The sequence below is a fragment of the Malaciobacter pacificus genome, from assembly GCF_004214795.1.
Classification (GTDB): Bacteria; Campylobacterota; Campylobacteria; order Campylobacterales; family Arcobacteraceae; genus Malaciobacter_A; species Malaciobacter_A pacificus.
Map to the genome: position 1 here is coordinate 986514 of NZ_CP035928.1, position 21343 is coordinate 1007856.

At 29.2% G+C, this 21343-nt stretch carries 19 protein-coding genes; 11 read left to right on the plus strand and 8 right to left on the minus strand.

Features of this window, described 5'->3' with window-relative positions; translation table 11 throughout:
- Positions 1 to 102: 102 nt before the first annotated feature.
- From APAC_RS05075 to pgp3, 5 genes are read right to left on the minus strand one after another with little or no spacing between them, the layout of a single operon-like run.
- On the minus strand, positions 103 to 672 hold the full coding sequence (locus APAC_RS05075; RefSeq protein WP_130233088.1) for an LOG family protein: 570 nt from the start codon (positions 670 to 672) through the stop codon (positions 103 to 105).
- Positions 669 to 3170, minus strand: a complete 2502-nt coding sequence (locus APAC_RS05080; RefSeq protein WP_130233089.1) for an efflux RND transporter permease subunit — start codon at positions 3168 to 3170, stop codon at positions 669 to 671. Before APAC_RS05080 ends, APAC_RS05075 begins: the two co-directional genes overlap by 4 nt.
- A 2-nt stretch (positions 3171 to 3172) precedes the next feature.
- Complete coding sequence (locus tag APAC_RS05085; protein ID WP_130233090.1) at positions 3173 to 3769, minus strand: Tgt2/MlaC family protein; 597 nt, start codon at positions 3767 to 3769, stop codon at positions 3173 to 3175.
- A gap of 1 nt (position 3770) precedes the next feature.
- The gene (locus APAC_RS05090; protein WP_130233091.1) at positions 3771 to 4514 is read right to left on the minus strand and encodes an MlaA family lipoprotein; all 744 of its coding nucleotides are present in this window, start codon (positions 4512 to 4514) and stop codon (positions 3771 to 3773) included.
- Positions 4515 to 4572: 58 nt separating this feature from the next.
- Positions 4573 to 5421, minus strand: a complete 849-nt coding sequence (gene pgp3, locus APAC_RS05095) for a peptidoglycan metallopeptidase Pgp3 (protein ID WP_130233092.1) — start codon at positions 5419 to 5421, stop codon at positions 4573 to 4575.
- Between the two features lie 106 nt (positions 5422 to 5527).
- Between pgp3 and APAC_RS05100 the strand changes: the two genes are divergently transcribed.
- Positions 5528 to 6238, plus strand: coding sequence for a YebC/PmpR family DNA-binding transcriptional regulator (locus APAC_RS05100; RefSeq protein WP_130233093.1), 711 nt, complete (start codon positions 5528 to 5530; stop codon positions 6236 to 6238).
- Between the two features lie 27 nt (positions 6239 to 6265).
- Here APAC_RS05100 and APAC_RS05105 read toward each other — a convergent pair whose 3' ends face one another.
- The 3 genes from APAC_RS05105 to APAC_RS05115 are packed head-to-tail and all read right to left on the minus strand — an operon-like array spanning position 6266 to position 7841.
- Positions 6266 to 7093, minus strand: a complete 828-nt coding sequence (locus APAC_RS05105; RefSeq protein ID WP_228255950.1) for a M48 family metallopeptidase — start codon at positions 7091 to 7093, stop codon at positions 6266 to 6268.
- 19 nt (positions 7094 to 7112) lie between these two features.
- Complete coding sequence (locus tag APAC_RS05110) at positions 7113 to 7364, minus strand: hypothetical protein (protein ID WP_130233094.1); 252 nt, start codon at positions 7362 to 7364, stop codon at positions 7113 to 7115.
- Between the two features lie 30 nt (positions 7365 to 7394).
- Entirely contained in the window at positions 7395 to 7841 is a 447-nt protein-coding gene (locus tag APAC_RS05115) for a YiiD C-terminal domain-containing protein (RefSeq protein ID WP_130233095.1), read from the minus strand.
- Positions 7842 to 8083: 242 nt separating this feature from the next.
- On the opposite strand from APAC_RS05115, the gene APAC_RS05120 reads away from it, so the two are divergent.
- The 10 genes from APAC_RS05120 to APAC_RS05165 all read left to right on the plus strand — a co-directional run bounded on the left by APAC_RS05120 (position 8084) and on the right by APAC_RS05165 (position 21285).
- Positions 8084 to 9280 carry an IS110 family RNA-guided transposase gene (locus APAC_RS05120; protein WP_130232234.1) on the plus strand — a complete coding sequence of 399 codons (1197 nt, stop codon included), beginning with the start codon at positions 8084 to 8086 and terminating at the stop codon, positions 9278 to 9280.
- 395 nt (positions 9281 to 9675) lie between these two features.
- Entirely contained in the window at positions 9676 to 12252 is a 2577-nt protein-coding gene (locus APAC_RS05125) for a bifunctional aconitate hydratase 2/2-methylisocitrate dehydratase (protein WP_130233096.1), read from the plus strand.
- Positions 12253 to 12433: 181 nt separating this feature from the next.
- Positions 12434 to 12991 (plus strand): TetR family transcriptional regulator, encoded by a 558-nt coding sequence (locus APAC_RS05130; RefSeq protein ID WP_130233097.1) that lies wholly within the window; start codon positions 12434 to 12436, stop codon positions 12989 to 12991.
- Positions 12981 to 13865 (plus strand): NADH-quinone oxidoreductase subunit B family protein, encoded by an 885-nt coding sequence (locus APAC_RS05135; protein WP_130233098.1) that lies wholly within the window; start codon positions 12981 to 12983, stop codon positions 13863 to 13865. The genes APAC_RS05130 and APAC_RS05135 overlap by 11 nt, the downstream gene beginning before the upstream one ends.
- Before the next feature lie 2 nt (positions 13866 to 13867).
- A complete protein-coding gene (locus tag APAC_RS05140) occupies positions 13868 to 15220 on the plus strand; it encodes a nickel-dependent hydrogenase large subunit (RefSeq protein ID WP_130233099.1) in 1353 nt (450 codons plus the stop codon).
- Between the two features lie 230 nt (positions 15221 to 15450).
- Entirely contained in the window at positions 15451 to 16683 is a 1233-nt protein-coding gene (locus APAC_RS05145) for a hydrogenase small subunit (protein WP_130233100.1), read from the plus strand.
- 2 nt (positions 16684 to 16685) lie between these two features.
- Entirely contained in the window at positions 16686 to 18428 is a 1743-nt protein-coding gene (locus tag APAC_RS05150; RefSeq protein ID WP_130233101.1) for a nickel-dependent hydrogenase large subunit, read from the plus strand.
- Between the two features lie 19 nt (positions 18429 to 18447).
- Positions 18448 to 19137, plus strand: a complete 690-nt coding sequence (locus tag APAC_RS05155) for a cytochrome b/b6 domain-containing protein (protein ID WP_130233102.1) — start codon at positions 18448 to 18450, stop codon at positions 19135 to 19137.
- A gap of 44 nt (positions 19138 to 19181) precedes the next feature.
- Positions 19182 to 19769, plus strand: coding sequence for a HyaD/HybD family hydrogenase maturation endopeptidase (locus APAC_RS05160; protein ID WP_130233103.1), 588 nt, complete (start codon positions 19182 to 19184; stop codon positions 19767 to 19769).
- Entirely contained in the window at positions 19753 to 21285 is a 1533-nt protein-coding gene (locus APAC_RS05165) for a Kae1-like domain-containing protein (RefSeq protein WP_130233104.1), read from the plus strand. The genes APAC_RS05160 and APAC_RS05165 overlap by 17 nt, the downstream gene beginning before the upstream one ends.
- Positions 21286 to 21343: the final 58 nt, after the last annotated feature.

A 21343-nucleotide genomic window follows, 5' to 3' on the forward strand; every position in this document is an offset into this window, starting at 1 on the left:
ATCTTAACATCGTGGTTAAGTTAATTAATTAACTTGTAATACAATTATAAACAATGGTAATTAACATTTATTTAATAAAAAGTTAATAGTTAGTAAACCGCTTTACTTTTCTTTCTTCCATTTTGAAGTTGGAGCTTCATAATTTTTTATTCTTTTTATAATTTCATCAATATCATCACTAACAATTAGCATTTCAATAAATCTTTTTGCAATAAAACCTTCATATACAGCATTTTCTAAAAATTTGATAAAGTTATCATAATAACCATTTATATTTAAAAATGCACATGGCTTTTTGTGATAACCTAGTTGCGCAAAAGATATAACTTCAGAAATCTCTTCTAATGTACCAAACCCACCAGGAAGAGTAATAAATGCATCTGCAAGCTCTTCCATCTTCTCTTTTCTTTCATTAATAGTATTTACTTTATAAATCTTATTAATAGCTTTATTTTCAATCTCTTTATCTACTAAATCATATGTTATTACACCTGTAACACTATTTTTTAGTTTTAAAGATTCATTTGAAATTACTCCCATTAATCCTTGAGTAGAACCTCCATAAACTATATTCATAGAGTTCTCAACTAATTTTAAAGCAAGTTTTTTAGTCTCTTGTTCATATATTGAACTTCTTCCAAATGCTGAACCACAATAAATAGCTACATTCATTTTTCTACCTTTAATTTTTCATAGGGTTTAAATATAATCATTAGTCTTGGTAATAGAAGTAGAGCTGATGTTAAAAGTGAAGCCATAACTACAACTGTTAATAGACCAAAATAGATTGTAGGAATTAGATTTGATAAAATTAAAATAGAGAAACCTAACATAATTACAATAGATGTATAATACATTGCAAAACCTATACTTTTATGAGCTCTTCTCATTGAGTTAACATAATTATGGTCAACTTTGAATTCTTCTTTATATCTATGGATATAGTGAATTGTATCATCAACTCCAATACCAATAGAAATTGCTGCAATTGTAATAGTCATAATATCTAGTGGAATATTTAACCATCCCATTATACCAAATATAGCTGATATTGGTACAATATTAGTTGCTAATGCAATTAGGGCTACTTTTACTGACCTAAATAAAATTAAAAACATAATTAATAGTATAATTAAAACAAAACCTAAAGTTTTGATTTGTGAATCAAAAAGAGATTGAAGCATATTATTATATAAAACCATTAGATTTGAAAGTCTAAATGTAGTATCTTTATCTTCTATTATTTGTTCAACATCATATTTAATTTTGTTTAAAAGTTCATTTCTTCTTAGTTCAGGATTTGAATCAATAATTCTCATACTAATTCTTGCTTCATTTTTCTCAATATTTATATATGGAGATAAAATCAAGTCTTTGTATTCACTTGGAATTTCGTTATATAGTAAAGCTAAAGTTATACCGTCTAACTCTTTCCCATCATTTAATATTTTACCAATTTTCAAAAGAGTTGCCAATGAGTTTACTTTTCCAATTTGAGGAAGAGTTTCAAGATAGTCATGTATGGCTGTAATAGTATCCATTTTATCTTTTGTAAACCAGTATTGTTCATCATTAGCATTTGCTTCAAACTCGTTATCAAAGGAATCAAACATATCAAAAGCATCATTTTGCTCAGGTTTTTCTTCGACTTTTTTCTCAATAGATTTAAATTTTACTATTATATCTAAAGGAGTAGTCCCACCTAATTGCTCATCAATTACTTCCATCCCTTTATAAATATCTGTAGATTTTTTAAAGTAATTAATAAAGCTATTTTCAACTATTAATTTTGAAGCACCAGTTAGTGAAAAGGCCACTACAATTATACTTGCAATTATAATTGCTCTTTTAGAATTTTCTACAATTTTAATACATTTATCAATTAAAGAGAAGTTAGATGTTTTATTATCATGTTCATCTTTTCTTTTCATTAAAATTAATAAAACTGGAAAAACTAAAAAAGCTATTATTAGTGAAATAGCAATACCAGCACTCATCATAAGTCCAAGGTTTTTAACTGGTTCAATACTTGATAAAACAAGTGAAGCAAAACCAGTAATAGTAGTAACTACAGCAAAAAATGATGGATTGAACTTAGATAAAATTGTATTGATTACTAGCTTATATTGGCTAGCATGTTTATATTTTACGTTTAATTCTCTATATCTAACTATTAAGTGCAGTATTATTGATATTGTTATAATTAATTGTAATGATATGAAATTAGATGATATTACAGTAACTTCCCACCCAAATAATCCTAAAAGACCAGTTGTTGAAATTACTGATAAAATACAAATACTAATCGGTATTACAATCCATCTAATATGTCTAAATATAAACCATAAAATAAAAATAAGAATAAATACTAATGTAGAACCATATATTTTTAAGTCATTTTTTACAAAGCCAATTACATCATTGGCAATCATACTAACTCCACCTAAAAATATTTTTGAGTCATTAGAGTATTTAGAGATTATATTTCTAATATTTTCGATATCTTTACTCTCTTTTTCTCTTAAGTAATCTCTATATTTTTTAAACTCTTTTTGAATTAATTCAAGTTCTTTTAAATCATCATTTGTGGCACTATTGTTTTTTTGTTTTTTTAATAATAAATTTCTTTTTTCTAAAAGTTCGTAATATTTTCTCTCTTCTTTTAAACTTAACACAATAGCTGTAGTTTTTAAATCTTCACTAACAAGTGCATTTTTATATAAAGGAGAAGTTAAAAACTCATTTTTGATTAAATCTTTGTTTGGATTTTGTTTTGTTTGTAGTGTATCAATTCCAGAAACTAGCTCAGAAATAGGTTTAATTGGAGATTGAAGCAATGGTACATTTAAAATTGAAGTAACATTTTCAACTACATCTAAAGATAAAAAATCTTTACTAATATTTTCAATTATATTAAGATTCTTCTCATCAAGTAATTCGCCTTGTTTAGGACTAAATGCTACAATTAAAAAGTTGGGGTTTTTATATGTTTTGTTTACTTCTCTGTAGAACTTTAGGTCTTTGTCATCTTCTACTAATAATGTTTCAGAAGAAGCATCAATTTCTAATTTCGTAGCAAAATACCCTAGTATTCCTATTAAACTTAAAAGTATGATAAGAATTGCAAGGGGATATTTTAATATTAATTTGTCATAAAACTTTTTTATCATTACTATTTTTTAGCTTCTTCTTTTAAAGAATCTTTTAACATATTTAGCATTTCATCAAAAGTTTTTTTATCTAATAAACCAGCAAATTGTTGTCTATATGTTTGTATTATACTAACTCCAACTAAATCAACATCATAAATTAACCAATCACCTTTTTTATTATAAAAGTTATAGTTAATTTGATAAGTTTTATCTTTACCTAAAAGTTCAGTTTTTAGTTGTTGTCTACTTCCTTTATACTCTTCAAGTCCAATAATTTTAACTTTTTGGTCCGTATATAATTCAAGTTTTTCAATATATGATTTTTTTAGTTTATCTTCAAATACTTTTGTAAACTCAGCCCTTTGTTCTTTTGTAATTGATGTCCAAGTCTCTTTACCAAGAGAAATCATAGCCATTAAGTTGTAATCAAAAACTTCATCCATAATTGTGATTATTTCATCAGCTTTTTGTTGAGTAGTTAAATCTTTTTTCTCTAAAACTAAAAGTACTCCATCAATTTTTTGAGTCATTACAGACTGGATTTCATCTTTTTTTAATGCATAAGCACTACTAATTGCCAAAGACATAACTAAAAAAAGTTTAAATAAGTTTTTCATTTTATTCCTCTATTTGTTTATTTCTTGATTGTGTATAAATATCTCGTAAGAATGGGTATAAATCTAAAGCATCTTTTTTAATAGCTTCATATTGTCCTAATCTTAAAGATGTGCCATTTACAACATCAACAGTTTTTATTCCTAGTTGCTCATATGTGTTGTTTGGTATTTTATATGATACTTCATTTGAAGCTGTAGTTGTTAAAGGATTAACATATCCATCTGCAACAAGTCCAAACATATCTCTAAGATTTGAAGGCCCTAAAAATGGTAAAACTACATGAAAGCCTTCACCAACACCCCAATATCCTAAAGTTTGTCCAAAATCTTCATCATGGCTAACCCATCCTAAATCATCTTTAGCTGGATCTAAAATTCCTGCAAATCCCCATAGTGTATTTACTAAAAATCTTCCTAACTCTTCAGCTGAATTTTCAAATTTAAACTGTAGAAGATTATTTACAAATCTAACAGGAAAAAGTAAATTATTAAAGAAATTTGATATACCAATTCTTACATTCTCATTTACTGTATTTGAATAGCCTGTTGCAACAGGATTTAATACATTTTCATAAACTTTATCATTAAAGTTTGTCATTACTCTGTTGTAACCACTTAGTGGGTCAAAAACTACTTTTGTTTCTTGCCTTTTAAGCTCATTATCAAATTCATTTGTAAAGTCATCAAATGTCTCATCTGCGAAAGAAGAAAGTGTTAAAAATAGTACAAAAATTAAATTTTTCAAATTTGTCCTTTTAGAAATAATAAAAATTATACTTAAAAAATGTGTAAAAAATGTTGAATTAATTATTTATTGAGTTTAGTACTTCAATAGCTTGTAATGGATCTACTTGAATTCCATGTATTCTAAAAGCAAAATGTAAGTGTGGTCCTGTGCTTCTTCCTGTATTTCCGCTAAGTCCTAACACTTCACCTTTTTTTATAAAATCACCAACTTTAAAATTCATTTTGTTTAAGTGGAAATAACAGCTGTATACTCCATGTCCATGATCAATTATAATTGAATTTCCTGCATAAAATCTATCTTGAGCAATTCTAACTATCCCGCTGTTAGAAGCTATAATAGGAGTATTGTTTTTTGCTCTAAAGTCCGTACCGCTATGATAAGATTTTAGTTCCCCATTATAAACTCTTTTTGTGCCAAAATTACTTGTGATTTTTGAATTTAAAGGATAAATAAAATCTTCACTCCAGTAAAGTTTTTCTGACTTACTATTATAAACTTTCATTGCATCACTATACTCTTTTTTTGTTCTCTCAACTCTTGATTTTGGAGGTTTAAATTTCGAAGGTTTTACATTTATAACTTCACTTTTATAGTTTCCATCAACTACTTTTAAGTCTTTACCCACAAAAACTCTTTTGTTATTTTCTAAATAAGAAATAATTATTCTATACTCTTTTAATTCTTGATAATAAGATATTGGAAGTAGAGCATAAAAGCTATTTTTTTTAAAAGGGTTTTTATTAAAGTTTATATTCTGTTTATCAAAAGTTAGTTTGACATCTTTTATATTCTCTTTTTCTATTTCTAATAAAACAGTATTTGCATTATTTACTAGATTAGATGATAACTCAAGTGCGAAAAGATTAAAGTTTAATATCAAAATAATAAGTATAATTTTTTTCATATTAAAATAGTAGCAAATTTTAAATTAGGCGCTTATAATAAATTTATTATTACAAAAGTGCTATAATCCCAAAATATTTAGAAAAACAAATTTAATTGGAGTTAATATGGGTAGAGCCTTTGAGTATAGAAAAGCCGCTAAAATGAAAAGATGGGGAGCAATGTCTAGAGTTTTCCCTAAACTTGCAAAAGCTATTGAAATGGCAGCAAAAGCAGGAGGTGGAGATCCTGAGATGAACTCTGCACTTAGAACGGCAATCTTAAATGCAAAAGCTGAAAATATGCCAAAAACAAATATTGATGCAGCAATTAAAAGAGCAACAGGTAAAGATGCTGCAAACTATTCAGATGTAAACTTTGAAGGTAAAGGACCTCATGGTGTTTTAGTTTTTGTAGAAACTGCAACAGATAATAATACAAGAACAGTAGCAAATGTAAAAATGCATTTTAATAAAAATGGTGGTCAAGTAGTACCAACTGGTTCTTTAGAATTCTTCTTTGATAGAAAAGCTATTTTTGAATTTAATAAACCAGAAGATATGGATATCGAAGAGTTAGAATTAGAATTAATTGATGCTGGACTTGAAGAGATTGAAGAAGAAGATGGAATTGTACTTGTAACTGCTGATTATACTGATTTTGGAACTTTAAACAAAGCCTTTGAAGATATGGGAATAGAACTTACAAAAGCAGAGTTAAAAAGAATTCCAAATAATCCTCAAGAGTTTAGCGAAGAGCAACAAGAAGAGATTGGGAAGTTATTAGAAAAGCTTGAAGACGATGATGATGTTCAAGCTGTTTATACAAATATAGCTTAATTAAATAGAGATAAGTTTTATCTCTATTTAATATACTTGTTTACCTAATAAAGAACTTTCAGATTTACTCTTTTCAATTATACTTTTTGTCGAATTATTATTTAGTTTCATTTTATTTATAGTTTTTTGTATATTTTCAATTCTAGTTGATGAACTAGGGTGTGTAGAAAAAAACTCACTACTCTCTTTTTTGTTTTTACTCATATTCTTCCAAAAGTTTAATGCTTCATATGGATTATAACCAGCTTTTGTCATAAGATATATTCCTATTTCATCAGCTTCATTCTCTTGTAGCCTTCCATAAGGAAGCATAACTCCAAGTTGCGTACCAACTCCATAAGCTTGATTAAATATATCTGTATATTGAGGTGCTGTTGAACCTAATACAATATTTCCAAGTAGTTGAACCCCTTGTTGCATTTTTGCGCTACTCATTCGCTCAGCTCCATGTCTAGCTAGTGCGTGAGCTATTTCATGGGCTATAACAGTAGCTAATTGGTCATCATTTTTTGCAATATTCAAAATACCTGTATATACAACAACTTTTCCTCCTGGTAAACAAAAAGCATTTGCTGCATCATTTTTTACTAAGTTAAATTCCCATTTATAGTTTGGAATATTTGCTGCTTGTGCTATTTTAAAACCAATATTTTTAACCCTTTGTGCATCATAAGTCCCTGTGATAACTTCAGATTTTTCTAAGGCTTGTTTATATGATTGTTCACCTAATGCTAACTCTTCTTCTTGTGACATTAATATCATTTGTGATCTATTTGTATATGGAGTTTTATGCGTACATCCATTTATAAATAGTGTTAAAGCTAATGGAATAAAAGTATATTTAATCATCTTCATAACTTATCCTTTGTGAAAATTAATCTAGTTTCATCTCTTCAATAGCACTAATCAACTCTTTTGCTTCATCTTCATTTATGGCATTTTCATTTAAGTCTTCAATAACTTTATCAAAGAACTTTTTCATTTGCTTTAAATCTTCAAACTCTTCTTTATCTTCGCTTGTTGCTTTCCATGATTGAGTAATATTAGCAAGTTCTAATAATGCTTCATCTAATTCTGGTATAAACTCTTCTTTTAGAAGTTTTTCAAGTTTTTCTGTGTTTGTCATTTTTTATCCTATAAATTTTTTTTATTATATCTAAATGAGTTTAATTACATAATAACCTTCAAACTCAACACATACTTCTTTCTCTTCTTTAATATATGATTTTATTTTTATAGATGCACTACCTTTTGAATCTAATTTCTTTTTTAAAAGAACAATCTCTTCTTTTGTTGGTTTTAATGTAAAACATTCTAAATCTTTTGTTACAGGTCTTTTATAACTGTTTTCATTTTTTATTACTACAATATTTGTATTTTCATATCCTAACTCATTTGTAATAAGCCAGCATAAACTCCATGAAGAAATAATAGTCATGGTAGATAAGCTACCGCCAAAAGCTGTACCTTTATCATTGATATTAATTTCTAATGGTGCAGTAGTAATTAGATTAACATCATTATAATCTTTTATTTTAATATCCATAAGTTTTGTTAATGGGATTTGAGTATGAAGTTTTTCTTGAAGTTTTTCAATTAGCATTTGTTTTCCTACTAATAAATTTTGTATAATTACATACAAAGAGATAAGTAAGATGATCACATTTTTTTTAGATCAATGATAGAACTTTTAATGAAGTTTTATTAAATCTCCAAGGAGTCTATCACTTACTTCAAATCCCAATAGGTTGATTAAGCTTCGAGCTTCTGTCATTATGGAGATAGGATAAAAGTAAGGTTACTTATCTGTTTGTATGTAAAATAACATTTGTAAAGGTATTTGTGATGTATAAACAATTCATAGGAATAGATATTTCTAAAGATAGCTTTGATTTAACACTACTTGAAAATAGTGGTGAAATTAAACTAGAAGTAAAGCTTACAATGAATAGAGATGGATTTGATACTTTAGTAGAGTATTTATCCACATATCCTAAAGAAGAGCTTTTAATAGCAATGGAAGCAACTGGTATTTATCATTTACCACTATTATCTTTTTTATTAGAAAATAGTTTTAAGTGTGTAGTGATTAATCCAATACTCATAAAGAGTTTTATTGGTTCAACTACCCTTAGAAAAACTAAGAATGATAAAAAAGATGCAGCTTCAATTGCTCTATTTAGTTTAAAATCATATCAATCTTTACATCTTGCTAGTACTAATAATATTGAAAATATTAGACCGCTTATCCGTGAAAGAGAAAACCTCTCGAAAGATGTAGCAAGATTAAAAACTGAAATAAAAGCTAATTTAGTGCAATTATTCCCTGAATTGTTAAAGAACACAAATATATTTACAAAGAGCATTTTAAATCTGCTCCTTAAAGCTCCTAGCCGTAAAGCAATTAGGAACTTAAGGGAAAAGACCATCCAACGAATCTTAGATGATACAAGTGGCAATAAAGTTAAAATTACTGCAAAGGATATATTAGCCTTAGCAAAAACTTCTATCGCCGTATCCGATAAATATCTTGAAAAGGTTTTAACTTCTAAAATTAGAAGATTAATAGCTATTCAAGATGAATTATCTATTCTAGATTCTGAGTTGGAAAACTCTTTAGAAGATACTGATATAAACAATGATATTGATATAGTACAATCAATACCAGGAATTGGAGCAGTAACTTCTAAAAACTTTATGGTTGAAGTATCCTCTGTTGATAAGTTTAATTCCGTAAAGCAACTATGTGCTTTTATAGGAATTGACCCATCAGTTAGACAAAGTGGTACTTCAATCAACTATAGGGGCAAAATCTCTAAAAGAGGTAATGCAAACCTTAGAAGAACTATTTGGCAAATGGCAATTGGTACTATTCGTTCTTGTGAAAAATTTAAACTCTATTTCTCTAAAAAACGAGAAGAAGGTAAAAAATTCAAACAAGCTGTTATTGCTGTTGCAAATAAACTTCTAAAAACAATATTTGTAATGTTAAAGAACAAAACCAAATTTGATGAAAATTTAGCTTTAGGTGTTTCCAAATGAAACTTTAAAATCTTTGTTTTTTAGTTAGGTTTCTTTATAGTTGACTCCTTATTAAAAAAATAAATTATATAAATATATTTATTAATAATATATAAATATATTTAAGCTTCTAATGTTCAAAAATTGTACAATAAAAAATAAAAAAGAATAATTTTTTTACATTGATGTACTCTAAGTAAAAAACTCTTTTAAAAACTTTCTTAAAGTTCTCAAATACCCATAAAGTAATAGAATTCCTTGAATCTAAATTAATTAAAACTTAAATTCTAAAATTTGTGTAACTTTTATTTACATAATTTAAACTTGTACAAGTGATTACAGAAATTGTACATACGATTTTTTTTCTTTATGATATAATCAGTCTAAACTTTTTAAATCGATGAGGAGATAAATATATGAGTTTATTAGCTGATTACAAAGCACATACACAAGAAAGACTTAATGAAGGTGGATTACCTCCATTAGCTTTAACTGCTGAGCAAACTGCTGAATTAGTTGAATTATTAAAAGCTGATTCAGTTGAGGAAGCAGAGTACTGTTTAGAATTATTTAAAAATAAAGTTAACCCAGGTGTTGATGACGCTGCTTACGTTAAAGCTGCATTTTTAAATGACGTTGTTCAAGGAAATGTTTCATGTTCTGTAATTTCTAAGTCTGAGGCTGTTGAAATTTTAGGAACAATGATGGGTGGATTTAATGTTACTCCATTAATTGAAGCACTAAAAGTTGAAGAAGTTGCAGAAATCGCTGCTACTCAATTAAAAAATACTATCTTAGTATATGATGCATTCAATGATGTAAAAGATTTAATGGATGCTGGAAATGCAAAAGCTAAAGAAGTAATTGAATCTTGGGCAAATGCTGAGTGGTTTACTAACAAGCCAGCATTAGAAGAAGAAATTAAATTAACTGTTTACAAAATTCCTGGTGAAACAAATACAGATGATTTATCTCCTGCAACTGTTGCATTTACTAGACCAGATATTCCATTACACGCAACTGCGATGTTACAATCAAGAATGGAAAATCCATTAGAAACTATGGCTTCTTTAAAAGAAAAAGGTAACCCATTAGCATACGTTGGTGATGTTGTTGGTACTGGAAGTTCTAGAAAGTCAGGTATTAACTCTGTTCAATGGCACATGGGTAGAGATATTCCAGGTGTTCCAAATAAAAGAACAGGTGGTGTTGTAATTGGTTCTATTATTGCTCCAATTTTCTTCAATACTGCAGAAGATTCAGGATGTTTACCAATTGAAGCTCCAGTTGATAACTTAGAGACTGGTGATGAAATTATTGTTAAGCCTTACGAAGGTGTTATTACTAAAAATGGAGAAGTAGTTTCTGAATTCAAATTAGCTCCAAATACATTAACTGATGAAATGAGAGCAGGGGGAAGAATTCCTTTAATTATTGGTAAAGGTTTAACTGCAAAAGCTAGAGAAACTTTAGGTTTAGATGCAACTGATATGTTTATTGCACCTGCACAACCAGCTGATAGCGGAAAAGGATTCTCTCAAGCACAAAAAATGGTTGGTAGAGCTTGTGGTATTGAAGGTGTTAGACCAGGTATGTACGTTGAGCCAATCGCTACAACTGTTGGATCTCAAGATACAACTGGACCAATGACAAGAGATGAGATTAAAGAACTTGCAGCATTATCTTTTGGTGCTGATATGGTTATGCAATCATTCTGTCACACTGCTGCTTACCCAAAACCAGCAGATATTAAATTAAGACATACTTTACCAGATTTCATCAACTCAAGAGGTGGTGTTACACTTAAGCCAGGTGACGGTGTTATTCACTCATGGTTAAATAGATTATGTTTACCTGATACTGTAGGTACTGGTGGAGATTCACATACAAGATTCCCAATTGGTATCTCATTCCCAGCTGGTTCTGGTCTTATTGCATTTGCTGGTGTTACAGGTATGATGCCATTAACTATGCCAGAGTCTGTATTAGTTAGATTCAAAGGTGAAATGCAACCAGGAATTACTTTAAGAGATTTAGTAAATGCTATTCCATACCAAGCAATTCAGGATGGTTTATTAACTGTTCCTAAGAAAAATAAAAAGAACGTATTTGCTGGAACTATTATTGAGATCCAAGGTTTACCAGATCTTAAAGTTGAGCAAGCATTCGAATTATCAGATTCAGCAGCAGAAAGATCAGCAGCAGCTTGTTCTGTTCAATTAGATAAAGAACCAATCATTGAGTACTTATCTTCAAACATCGCTTTAATTGAAAAAATGATTGAAGAGGGTTACGAAGATGCTAGAACTCTTCAAAGAAGAGCTGACAAAATGAAAGAATGGTTAGCAAATCCTGAGTTATTACAACCAGATGAAGATGCAGAGTACAAAGCGGTTATCGAAATCGACTTAAATACTATTACTGAACCAATCTTAGCTTGTCCAAACGATCCAGATGATGTTGATACATTATCTAACATCTTAGCTGATGATAATAGACCTACAAAAATTGATGAAGTATTCGTTGGTTCTTGTATGACTAACATTGGATTATTTAGAGCATTAGGTGAGGTATTAAAAGGTGAGGGTGAAGTTCCTTCTAAATTATGGGTTGCACCACCAACAAAAATGGATGAAGCTCAATTAACTGAAGAGGGTTACTATGCAATCTTTGCAGCAGCAGGTGCAAGATTAGAAATCCCAGGATGTTCTTTATGTATGGGTAACCAAGCACAAGTATCTGAAGGTTCAGTTGTATTCTCAACAAGTACTAGAAACTTCGATAACAGACTTGGTAAAAACTCTAAAGTTTACTTAGGTTCAGCAGAAATGGCAGCAGTATCAGCATTACTTGGAAGACTTCCAACTAAAGAAGAGTATATGTCAATTGTTCCTAAGAAAATTACAGAAGAAAACAAAGATGGTGTTTACAAATACTTAAACTTCCACCAAGTTTCTACTGACCACTTAACTACATTAGTTACTTCAAGATAATTTAAATTATCAATTTTAAAAGCTAAGAAGTTCTCTTCTTAGCTTTTTTATTTTTCCCTTAATTATATTTACCCTTTTAATTCATTACTTATTAATTATAAATAGATTATCATTACCTATAAAAATCAATTATTAAGGATAAGTTATTTCTAGAACAAAAGAGACTAAAAAAAACAGTATAATTGAAAATGCACTAAAACTATTTTCACAAAAAGGTTTTTATAATACTACTATTCCAGACATAGCAAAAGCTATGAAAATGAGTGTAGGAAATATGTATAACTATTTTTCTTCAAAAGAAGAGTTAGCAAAATATGCTATAAAATACTCAACAAATATTTTAGCTTTAGAACTTAGAGAAATTAACAATATGGAAATTTCTTCAAAAGAAAAAGTATCAATTTTTGTAAATAAATATTTAGAAAATGTGCAAAAATCTCCAGAAGTAATTGAGTATTTTCTAAGAGTTTATTTATCAAATAGAGAAGTATTTAAACAAGGTTGTGAAGGATTTTTATGTGTTGGAGAGTTTGTGACTGAAGTTATGATTTTACTAGACACTGGAGCTCAAAATAAAGAGTTTAGAGAACAAGAATTCTTCCCTGCATTTGCTATGATAATGGGATGTTTAGGTGGATTTGCATTTCTTTCAGGTGAAAAAGTATTAGATAAAGATTTATTAGAATACAGTGATGCTGTTGCTGATAATATTTATCGAGCATTAAAGTATGAAGAATAAAGAAAAGCCTACAGTCGTATGGTTTCAAGCAATTACTTGTAATGGTAATACTCACTCATTACTAAGTGCTAACTCAAATAGATTAGAGCTTTTTTTTGATAGCTTTAATCTTATATATCATCCAAGTTTAACTATTGATAAGAGCTTGGATGACATTTTGAACTCTAATTCAAAAATAGATTTTTTATTAGTTGAAGGCTCTATTTCAAATAATAAGAAATTTTTCCAAATTTCAAATAATTCAACTTATAATCACTTAACTAAACTTATAAAAAAAGCAACTTATGTTATTAGTGTTGGTTCTTGTGCTTCATTTGGGGGGATTCATGCTATGTTTAAAGAGCATGTTGGAGTTAAAAGTGTTAAAGAGTATTTTGATAAAACTTTATTAAAGCATCAAATTATCAATCTTGGAGGTTGTCCTGTTCATCCTGAATGGTTATTACAAACAATGTTTTTGTTAAAAGATTATGGAAGAATTGCATTAGATAATGAAGGAAGACCAAAAGAGTTATATAGTAGTTTAGTTCACCATGGTTGTACAAGAAATGAGTATTTTGAATGGAAAGTAGAGGGTGAATTTGGAACAAAAGAGGGATGTTTATTTTATGACCAAGGATGTCGTGGTCCTATGACTCATGGCTCTTGTAATAAAATATTATGGAATGATGTTAGTAGTAAGACTAGAGCTGGAATGCCTTGCGTTGGTTGTACAGAACCAACTTTCCCAAGAGATGATATGTTAAATACTAAAAAAAATATAGGAATTCCTTTTGAAGTACCTTTAGGTATTCCAAAACGTGCATACCTTTCAATCACAGGTGTTGCAAAGACTTTTAAAATAGATAGATTAAATAAAAAGCTAATGGATTAAATTTGAAAACAGTAGATATAGTAGAAAGAATTGAAGGTGAAGCAAAACTTAATTGTACTTGGGAAAATGGACTTATAAGTGATGCTAGAATTGATTTTCTAAATTTTAGAGGATTTGAATATATTTTAGAAAATAAATCTCCACTTGATGCTTTAATCTACACTCCAAGAATTTGTGGGATTTGCGGACAAGCTCACCTTAAGGCAACTGTTGATGCTTTAGAAAATGTATATGAGAATATTGGAGAGAAGTTAGAAATTACTCCAAAAGCCAAACTTCTAAGAGAAATTGGTTTAAATATTGAGATTATAGATTCACACATAAAATGGTTTTATATGTTTATTTTACCTGATATTGTTAAACTTGAAACAGAAGATTTAGGAATTTATGAACCAATAAAAGGTAAAAGATGGCTAGAAGCTACAAAAGTAGCAAGTGAAACTATAAAGTCTTTGGCAATTATAGGAGGTCAATGGCCTCATACTTCTTATATGATTCCAGGGGGAGTTATGAGTGACCCCACTTTATTAGAATTAACTACTATGAGTAATTACTTAGATGGTACTATTAAGTTTTTTGAAAATTCAATTAGTGGAGTTTCAATAGATAAATATTTATCTTTTTCAAAATATGAAAATATTGAGGATTTAAGAGGAGATTTAAAGTACTTTAGTGATTTATCATTAAAGTATGAGCTAACTAAGTATGGAAAATCATATAGTCAATTTATAAGTTTAGGGGAAAATACAATTTTTAAAAAAGGTAGATTTAAAAATAAACTTATAAATGGTATTGATTATACAAAAATTGTAGAGAGTGAAAAAAATACATTTACAATTGAAGATGATAACTCTGAAGATAAACATACTTGGGCTAAATCAGTATTGTATAAAGATGAATTTTATGAGTCAGGACCTTTATCAAGAGCTATGATATCAAACAATAAGTTTATAAGAAGTATCTATACAAAATATGAAGATTCTATTTATACAAGAGTCTTTGCAAGAATTAATGAAGTAGCTTTACTATTGATTGAAACAAAAAAACTTATATCAAAGATTGATATTTCTCAAGAGTCATTTTTAGAACCTAAAATTGATTTAAAAAAACTTGATGGTGTTTATGGAGAGAGTGCTATTGAAGCAACTAGAGGTTCTTTATTTCACAAAGTATCAATAAATGAAGGTAAAATATTTTCATATAATATAATTACTCCTAGTGTTTGGAATCTTGGACCTAAGTATAATAATAAATTTGGAGTTGCACAAAATGCAATTATTGGAGCCCCTAGTATTGATATTTCAAAACTTATTCTTCGAAGTTTTGATGTTTGTTCTGTTTGTACAACACATTAAAATGTTTACTTTTGTAACAAACACATAAAAAAGTTAAAAGTTAACTTTAAATCTCTTTTTTATTAATAAAATTTAGAAAACCTAATTATTACCGTACTTACTATTCTATCATACCTTACAATGCTATTTTGGTGCTACATATCATAAATAAATATTAAGTCTTTGTAAAGTTTACTATTGCTAAGTTAAATTTATATAAATGAATATTCATTTTTTTAGGAGTGTGATTTATGATTGATTCATCTGAAATGGTAAAAAAAGTTTTTACCCAAAAATCAGGAAGAGTAGATACGAATAAAGGTGAAGAGTACTATAACTCTTTATTTCAAAAGGCTAAAACTAGATTAGCAACATTAAGAAAACAAGAACCCTTACAAGATATTGACTTAATGGATGTTATTGATAGTGAAGGTGTAAATAGAAGAGATTTTATGAAGTGGGTTAGTGCAACAACTGCTACACTTATGTTACCTCCAATGTTTGCTCCATTAGTAGCAGAAGCAACAGAACTAATGAACAGAGTTCCTGTTATATGGCTAGAACTACAAGACTGTGCTGGTAATACAGAAGCATTATTAAGAAGTAGTGCGCCAACAGTTGATGATTTATTATTTGATGTGTTAAGTTTAGAATTTCACCATGCTTTAATGGCTGGTGCTGGTCATGATGCTGAACATCAATTAGAAGATGCAATTGAACACTTTAAAGGACAGTATTTACTTTTTGTTGAAGGTTCAATTCCTATGGGAATGAATGGAAACTATGGAACTATTGGACCATCAGGTGAAACTTTCCATGACCATTTACAAAGAGTTGCAAAAGATTCAGCTGCTGTTGTTGCTGTTGGTACTTGTGCAACATTTGGAGGAATCCCTGCAGCTGCTCCAAATCCAACTGGTGCAGTTGGAGTTATGGATTTAGTTAAAGGTAAGCCAATTATTAATATTCCAGCATGTCCTGCAAACCCTGCAAATATGGTAGGTGTTGTATTACATTACGTATTAACTGGTCAAATTCCTGAATTAGATTCATTATTAAGACCTAAATTTGCATTTGGTTATAGAATTCATGATAACTGTGAAAGACGTGCTCACTTTGATGCTGGTGAATTTGTAGAAGAGTGGGGTGATGAAGGTGCTAAAAACAACTGGTGTTTATATAAAGTTGGTTGTAAAGGTCCTATGACATTTAATAACTGTTCTATTATTAGATATAACGATGGTGCTAACTGGCCTATTGGAGTTGGAAGAGGATGTATTGGTTGTTCTGAACCAGATTTCTGGGATAAATATGCATATGAAAGACCAATGGCAAGTGCAAATATTAAAGCGCCAACTGGTGGAGTAGAGAAAACTGTTGATGAATTTGGACTTGGATTATTAACAGCAACAACAATTGGTATTGGAGTTCATGCAGTTGCAAGTGCAGTTGCAGGAAAAAAATCAGATGAGGGAGAAGAATAAAAATGGCAAAAAAACACTTAGTAATTGATCCAATTACAAGAATTGAAGGACATCTTAGAATTGAGGCAATCATAGATGAAAACAATGTTGTAACTGATGCATACTCTTCTTCTACTATGTTTAGAGGTATTGAGACAATTTTACAAGGAAGAGACCCAAGAGACTGTGGACTACTTGCAATGAGAATTTGTGGTGTTTGTACAGGTACTCACTATCAAAGATCTATTGAAGCAGTTGAACATGCATTTGGTGTAACTATTCCAAAAAACGCAAGATTAGTTAGAAACTTAATCCAAGGTGCACTGTATTTACATGACCACGTTGTTCACTTCTATCACTTACATGCACTTGACTGGGTTGATATTACTGAAGCACTTAAAGCTGATCCAAAAGCTGCAGTTGCTGAAGCTCAAAAATGGGCAGGTGTTTCAGATCAAAGACCTTGGAATGCAAGTGAAGATATTTATGTACAAGTTCAAGAAAGAGTAACTAGATATGTAAAACAAGGTAGACTTGGTATTTTTGGAAATGCTTATTGGGGAAGTAAAGGCTTTAAATTAACTCCTGAACAAAACTTAATTGCACTTTCTCACTATTTAGATGCACTTGAATTACAAAGGGATATGGCTAAAATGATGGCTATCTTTGGTGGTAAAAACCCGCATCCACAATCATTTGTTGTTGGTGGAGTAACTTGTGTTCAAGATATTAAAAACCCAGCAAGAATTGCAGAGTTCAAACAGTTATTAAAAAGAAGTAGAAAATTTATTAAAGAAGCATATTTACCAGATGTTTACATGGCTGGTACTATGTATGCTGATGAAGCACTAGAAGGAATTGGTGGAGGATTAGGAAACTTCATGTCTTTTGGAGACTTTAATTTAGATGATTTACCATTCTATGAAGCTTCAAAGTTATTCCCATCAGGAATTGTTAAAAATAAAGATTTAACAAAAGTTTATGAAGTTGATCAAACTAAGATTACAGAAGATGTTACTCACGCTTGGTATGAAGGTAACACAAATTTACACCCATATGATGGTGTAACAAATCCTAATTATACAGGTTTTGGTAAAAAAGAGGGGAATATTGCCTACTTAGATACAGAAAATAAATACTCATGGATTAAATCACCTTTATATGATGATGAAAGAATGGAAGTAGGACCACTTGCTAGAATGATTGTAGGTGTTGCTAAAGGTGATGAAAGAATCTCTAAATATGTAACAACATTCTTAAAAAATGGTAACTTACCAACAAAAGTTTTATTTTCAACAGTAGGAAGAACAGCAGCAAGAGCTATTGAAACTGAACTTATGGCTGATGTTATGATGGAATGGACTGATGAGTTAGCATCAAATGTTGCACATGGAGATTTATCTACTTGGACTGAATTTGACTTTGATAATGTTGCTGCTGATGCTCAAGGTTTTGGTATGGCAGAAGCTCCAAGAGGTGGTTTAGGGCATTGGGTAAAAATCAAAGATGGTAAAGTAGAAAACTATCAAGCAGTAGTTCCATCAACATGGAACGCAGCACCAAGAGATTATAAAGGAAGATTAGGTGCTTATGAAGCATCATTAGTTGGTACAAAAGTAGCAAATCCTGATCAACCATTAGAAATCTTAAGAACTGTTCATAGTTTTGATCCTTGTATTGCTTGTGCTGTTCATATTATCGATACTAATGGTAAAGAGTTAGGTGTTTATAAAGTAGATCCAATAGGAGGAACTAGCCGTGCCTAAAATAAAAAAGGTTAAAAGAATGACTGTAACCATGCGAATTATACACTGGGTAACAGTGTTAAGCATGATTATTGCAGTTGTAACCGGTCTTTATATAGGTCACCCTTATTACCAAACTTTTATTGCTGATCCTGCTGTGGATAAGTATGTTATGGCTTGGAATAGATGGTGGCACTTTATTGTTGCAATTATATTTGATGTAACTGCAATTTTAGTTGGGTATTTATACTTCTTCTCAAGGTTTGAAAAGCCTTATAAAAAGTTAATTCCAAATAAGCAAAACCTTGTGGAGTTTTGGGAAGTTCTTTTAAATCTTATTACTTTAAATAGAAGAAAGAAGTTTGATTCAACTCATAGTGATAGTTTTAATACTGTATTTTTTACAGTATTTCACTTACTATTAGTACTTATGTTATTTACAGGCTTACAGTTATATGTACACGCACTAGCTTCTGGTACCTCTTCAATTGGTGCTTGGTGGCCTGCTATGCTACATTTAGTTACTGACTGGACACTATATGTATTTGGTGGAAATATGGGTGTTAGATATGTACATCATTTCTGTATGTATTTAATTTTAATGTGGGTTATATTTCATATTTACTATCAAGTATGGAGAACAATTTTCTGGCAAGAAGGAGACATCGCTATAGTTGTTGGTGGTTCTAAATTTGTAAAAGAGAAAGAAGAGGATAAAAAACAGGATTAATTCCTGTTTTAATCTTTAAAAATAGATAGCAACGGAGTTATAAAATGAAAAAAAATATAGTTGTTGGTGTAGGAAATATGCTTTTTAAAGATGAAGGTATTGGTATTTATGCCGCTGAATATATTAGACAAAACTATGAGTTTGAAGGTGATATTGAAGTTATTGATGGTGGGACATTAGGGTTTAAACTAATGACATATTTCCAAGAGTATGATAATGTTATTATTTTAGATACTGTGTCTATTGAAGATGAAATAGGAGGAATTTATAGATTACCTTCTGATGTTTTATTAGGACTTGGTAATTATAGAAAAACTGCTCATGAAGTAGAAATAGTAGAGATGCTTGAAATTGTTTCTGTTTTAGACTCTCACGCAAATGTAACAATTATAGGAATTATTCCAGAAGATATTATTAGTGTTGGTATTGGATTAACGCCTAAGATGGAAGAAAGATTTGAAGAGTTTACCTTAAATGGAATAAAAGAGATTGAAAGCTTAGGTATAAAAGCTAAGAAAGTAAATAATATTGCAGTTGATGATATTGTAAAAAGTATGATTGGTAGTTACAATGGAAGTCATTTAAGCAGAATCCCAAATGAGGAAGATTTCACACATGAAACTAGTTTATAAGATTGAGTTTAACTCAACAAACTCTTATTTTAAAAAGATTATTGAGACCTTAATAGCACAAGCAGGAGTTAATGCTGTTTGTAAACAATATGATGGATTTATTTTAATAATAATTGAAGAAGAGGGCGAAAAGATTGAAGGTTTTTTCAAGTTTTTAGAGACAAGATTACCTGTTTCTATATTTATTGGAAAATCTTATGTAATTGAAGATATTGATGAAACTATAGAAGAATTAGAAGTTCATGATGTTAAACAAAATTTATCACTACTTACAAATGATGCAATAAAGGAAATTATAGAGAATAATGATATTGATTTTTTAAATGATATTCTAAAAATATCAAAGGGTGAAGTTTCTAGATTTGAAACTTATAATGGATTAAAAGATCTATTTTTGCCAAATAAAGAGCTTAGAGAAGAGTTCGAATCAAAAGGTTATGAAGTAAAACTACTTATTACAGATGTAACAAAAGTTCATGATTTATTTGATATAAATATGAAAGAGATGCAACTTTTATGCTCAATTGAAAGACCCTTAGTTAAGTTAAAAATTAAACTACTTAAAAATGCTCAAAAAGAGATTTCATCAACAAATTATGTATATGCAAAAATTCCAGATGATAAAGAGACAGTTCTTTTCTCACAAGCTTTAAAACAAAAGGGAATTGATTATCTTTTATATGTAAATGATGATGTTTACCAAGATGGAATCAAAGTTACATATTTTAATAATGATAATTTAATTATAAGAGGTGAAAAAGGTCTTTTCCCTAAGTTTGATTATGTAGCAAAACAAAAGTTTAATACTTCAAAAGAGTATTTTGATACAAATGGAGGAGTTTATAAAGCTATATTAGCACAAAATGCTAAAAGATTAATTCCATCAATTGGTGTTTACTTTTCACTTAAAAGTGATGATAGTAATATCTCTATAAATATCCCTTCAAAAGGACTGAAAAAAATTATTGAAATACCAAATATTATCAATGATTTAAATAACTGTATTGAAGAGATAGAAGAGATTGATGAACACTGCGAAAGATTAATAAACAATTATAAAAAGAAATTTCCAGAGTTTTTAAGAGGTGAAATATCACAAGATACAAATGGATTTGAATCAATTATTAATATGTGTGCAAAGGTAATTGGTCTAAAAGATGCAAAAGAGTTTGAAGATTTAGCTTTAAGTGCAGGAATTAAAAGTGGGCTTCAAATTGATACAAAACTTGTAAATATTGATGGAGTTAACTATTTAGATTATAGAAGAACTGTTCAATCTATGATGTCATATAAAATGGCAGATGTTGATAATATGACACTAGCTTACTCTTTTTATGAAAGTTTTAGTGATTTTATTAATAATTATGCTGATGAAATTGCAAAGGATACAAAAGCAAAAGATATAGTTCTTTGTGGTGATATGTTTGCAAACTCTATATTACTTTCTAAAACACATAAAAATTTATCTAAAAACTATAATATAATCTTACCAAAAAGGTATCCTTTAGATTATTAGGCTTTGGATTTTAACTAATTAAGATATGTTTTTATATACTCTCTTATTAGTTAATTCA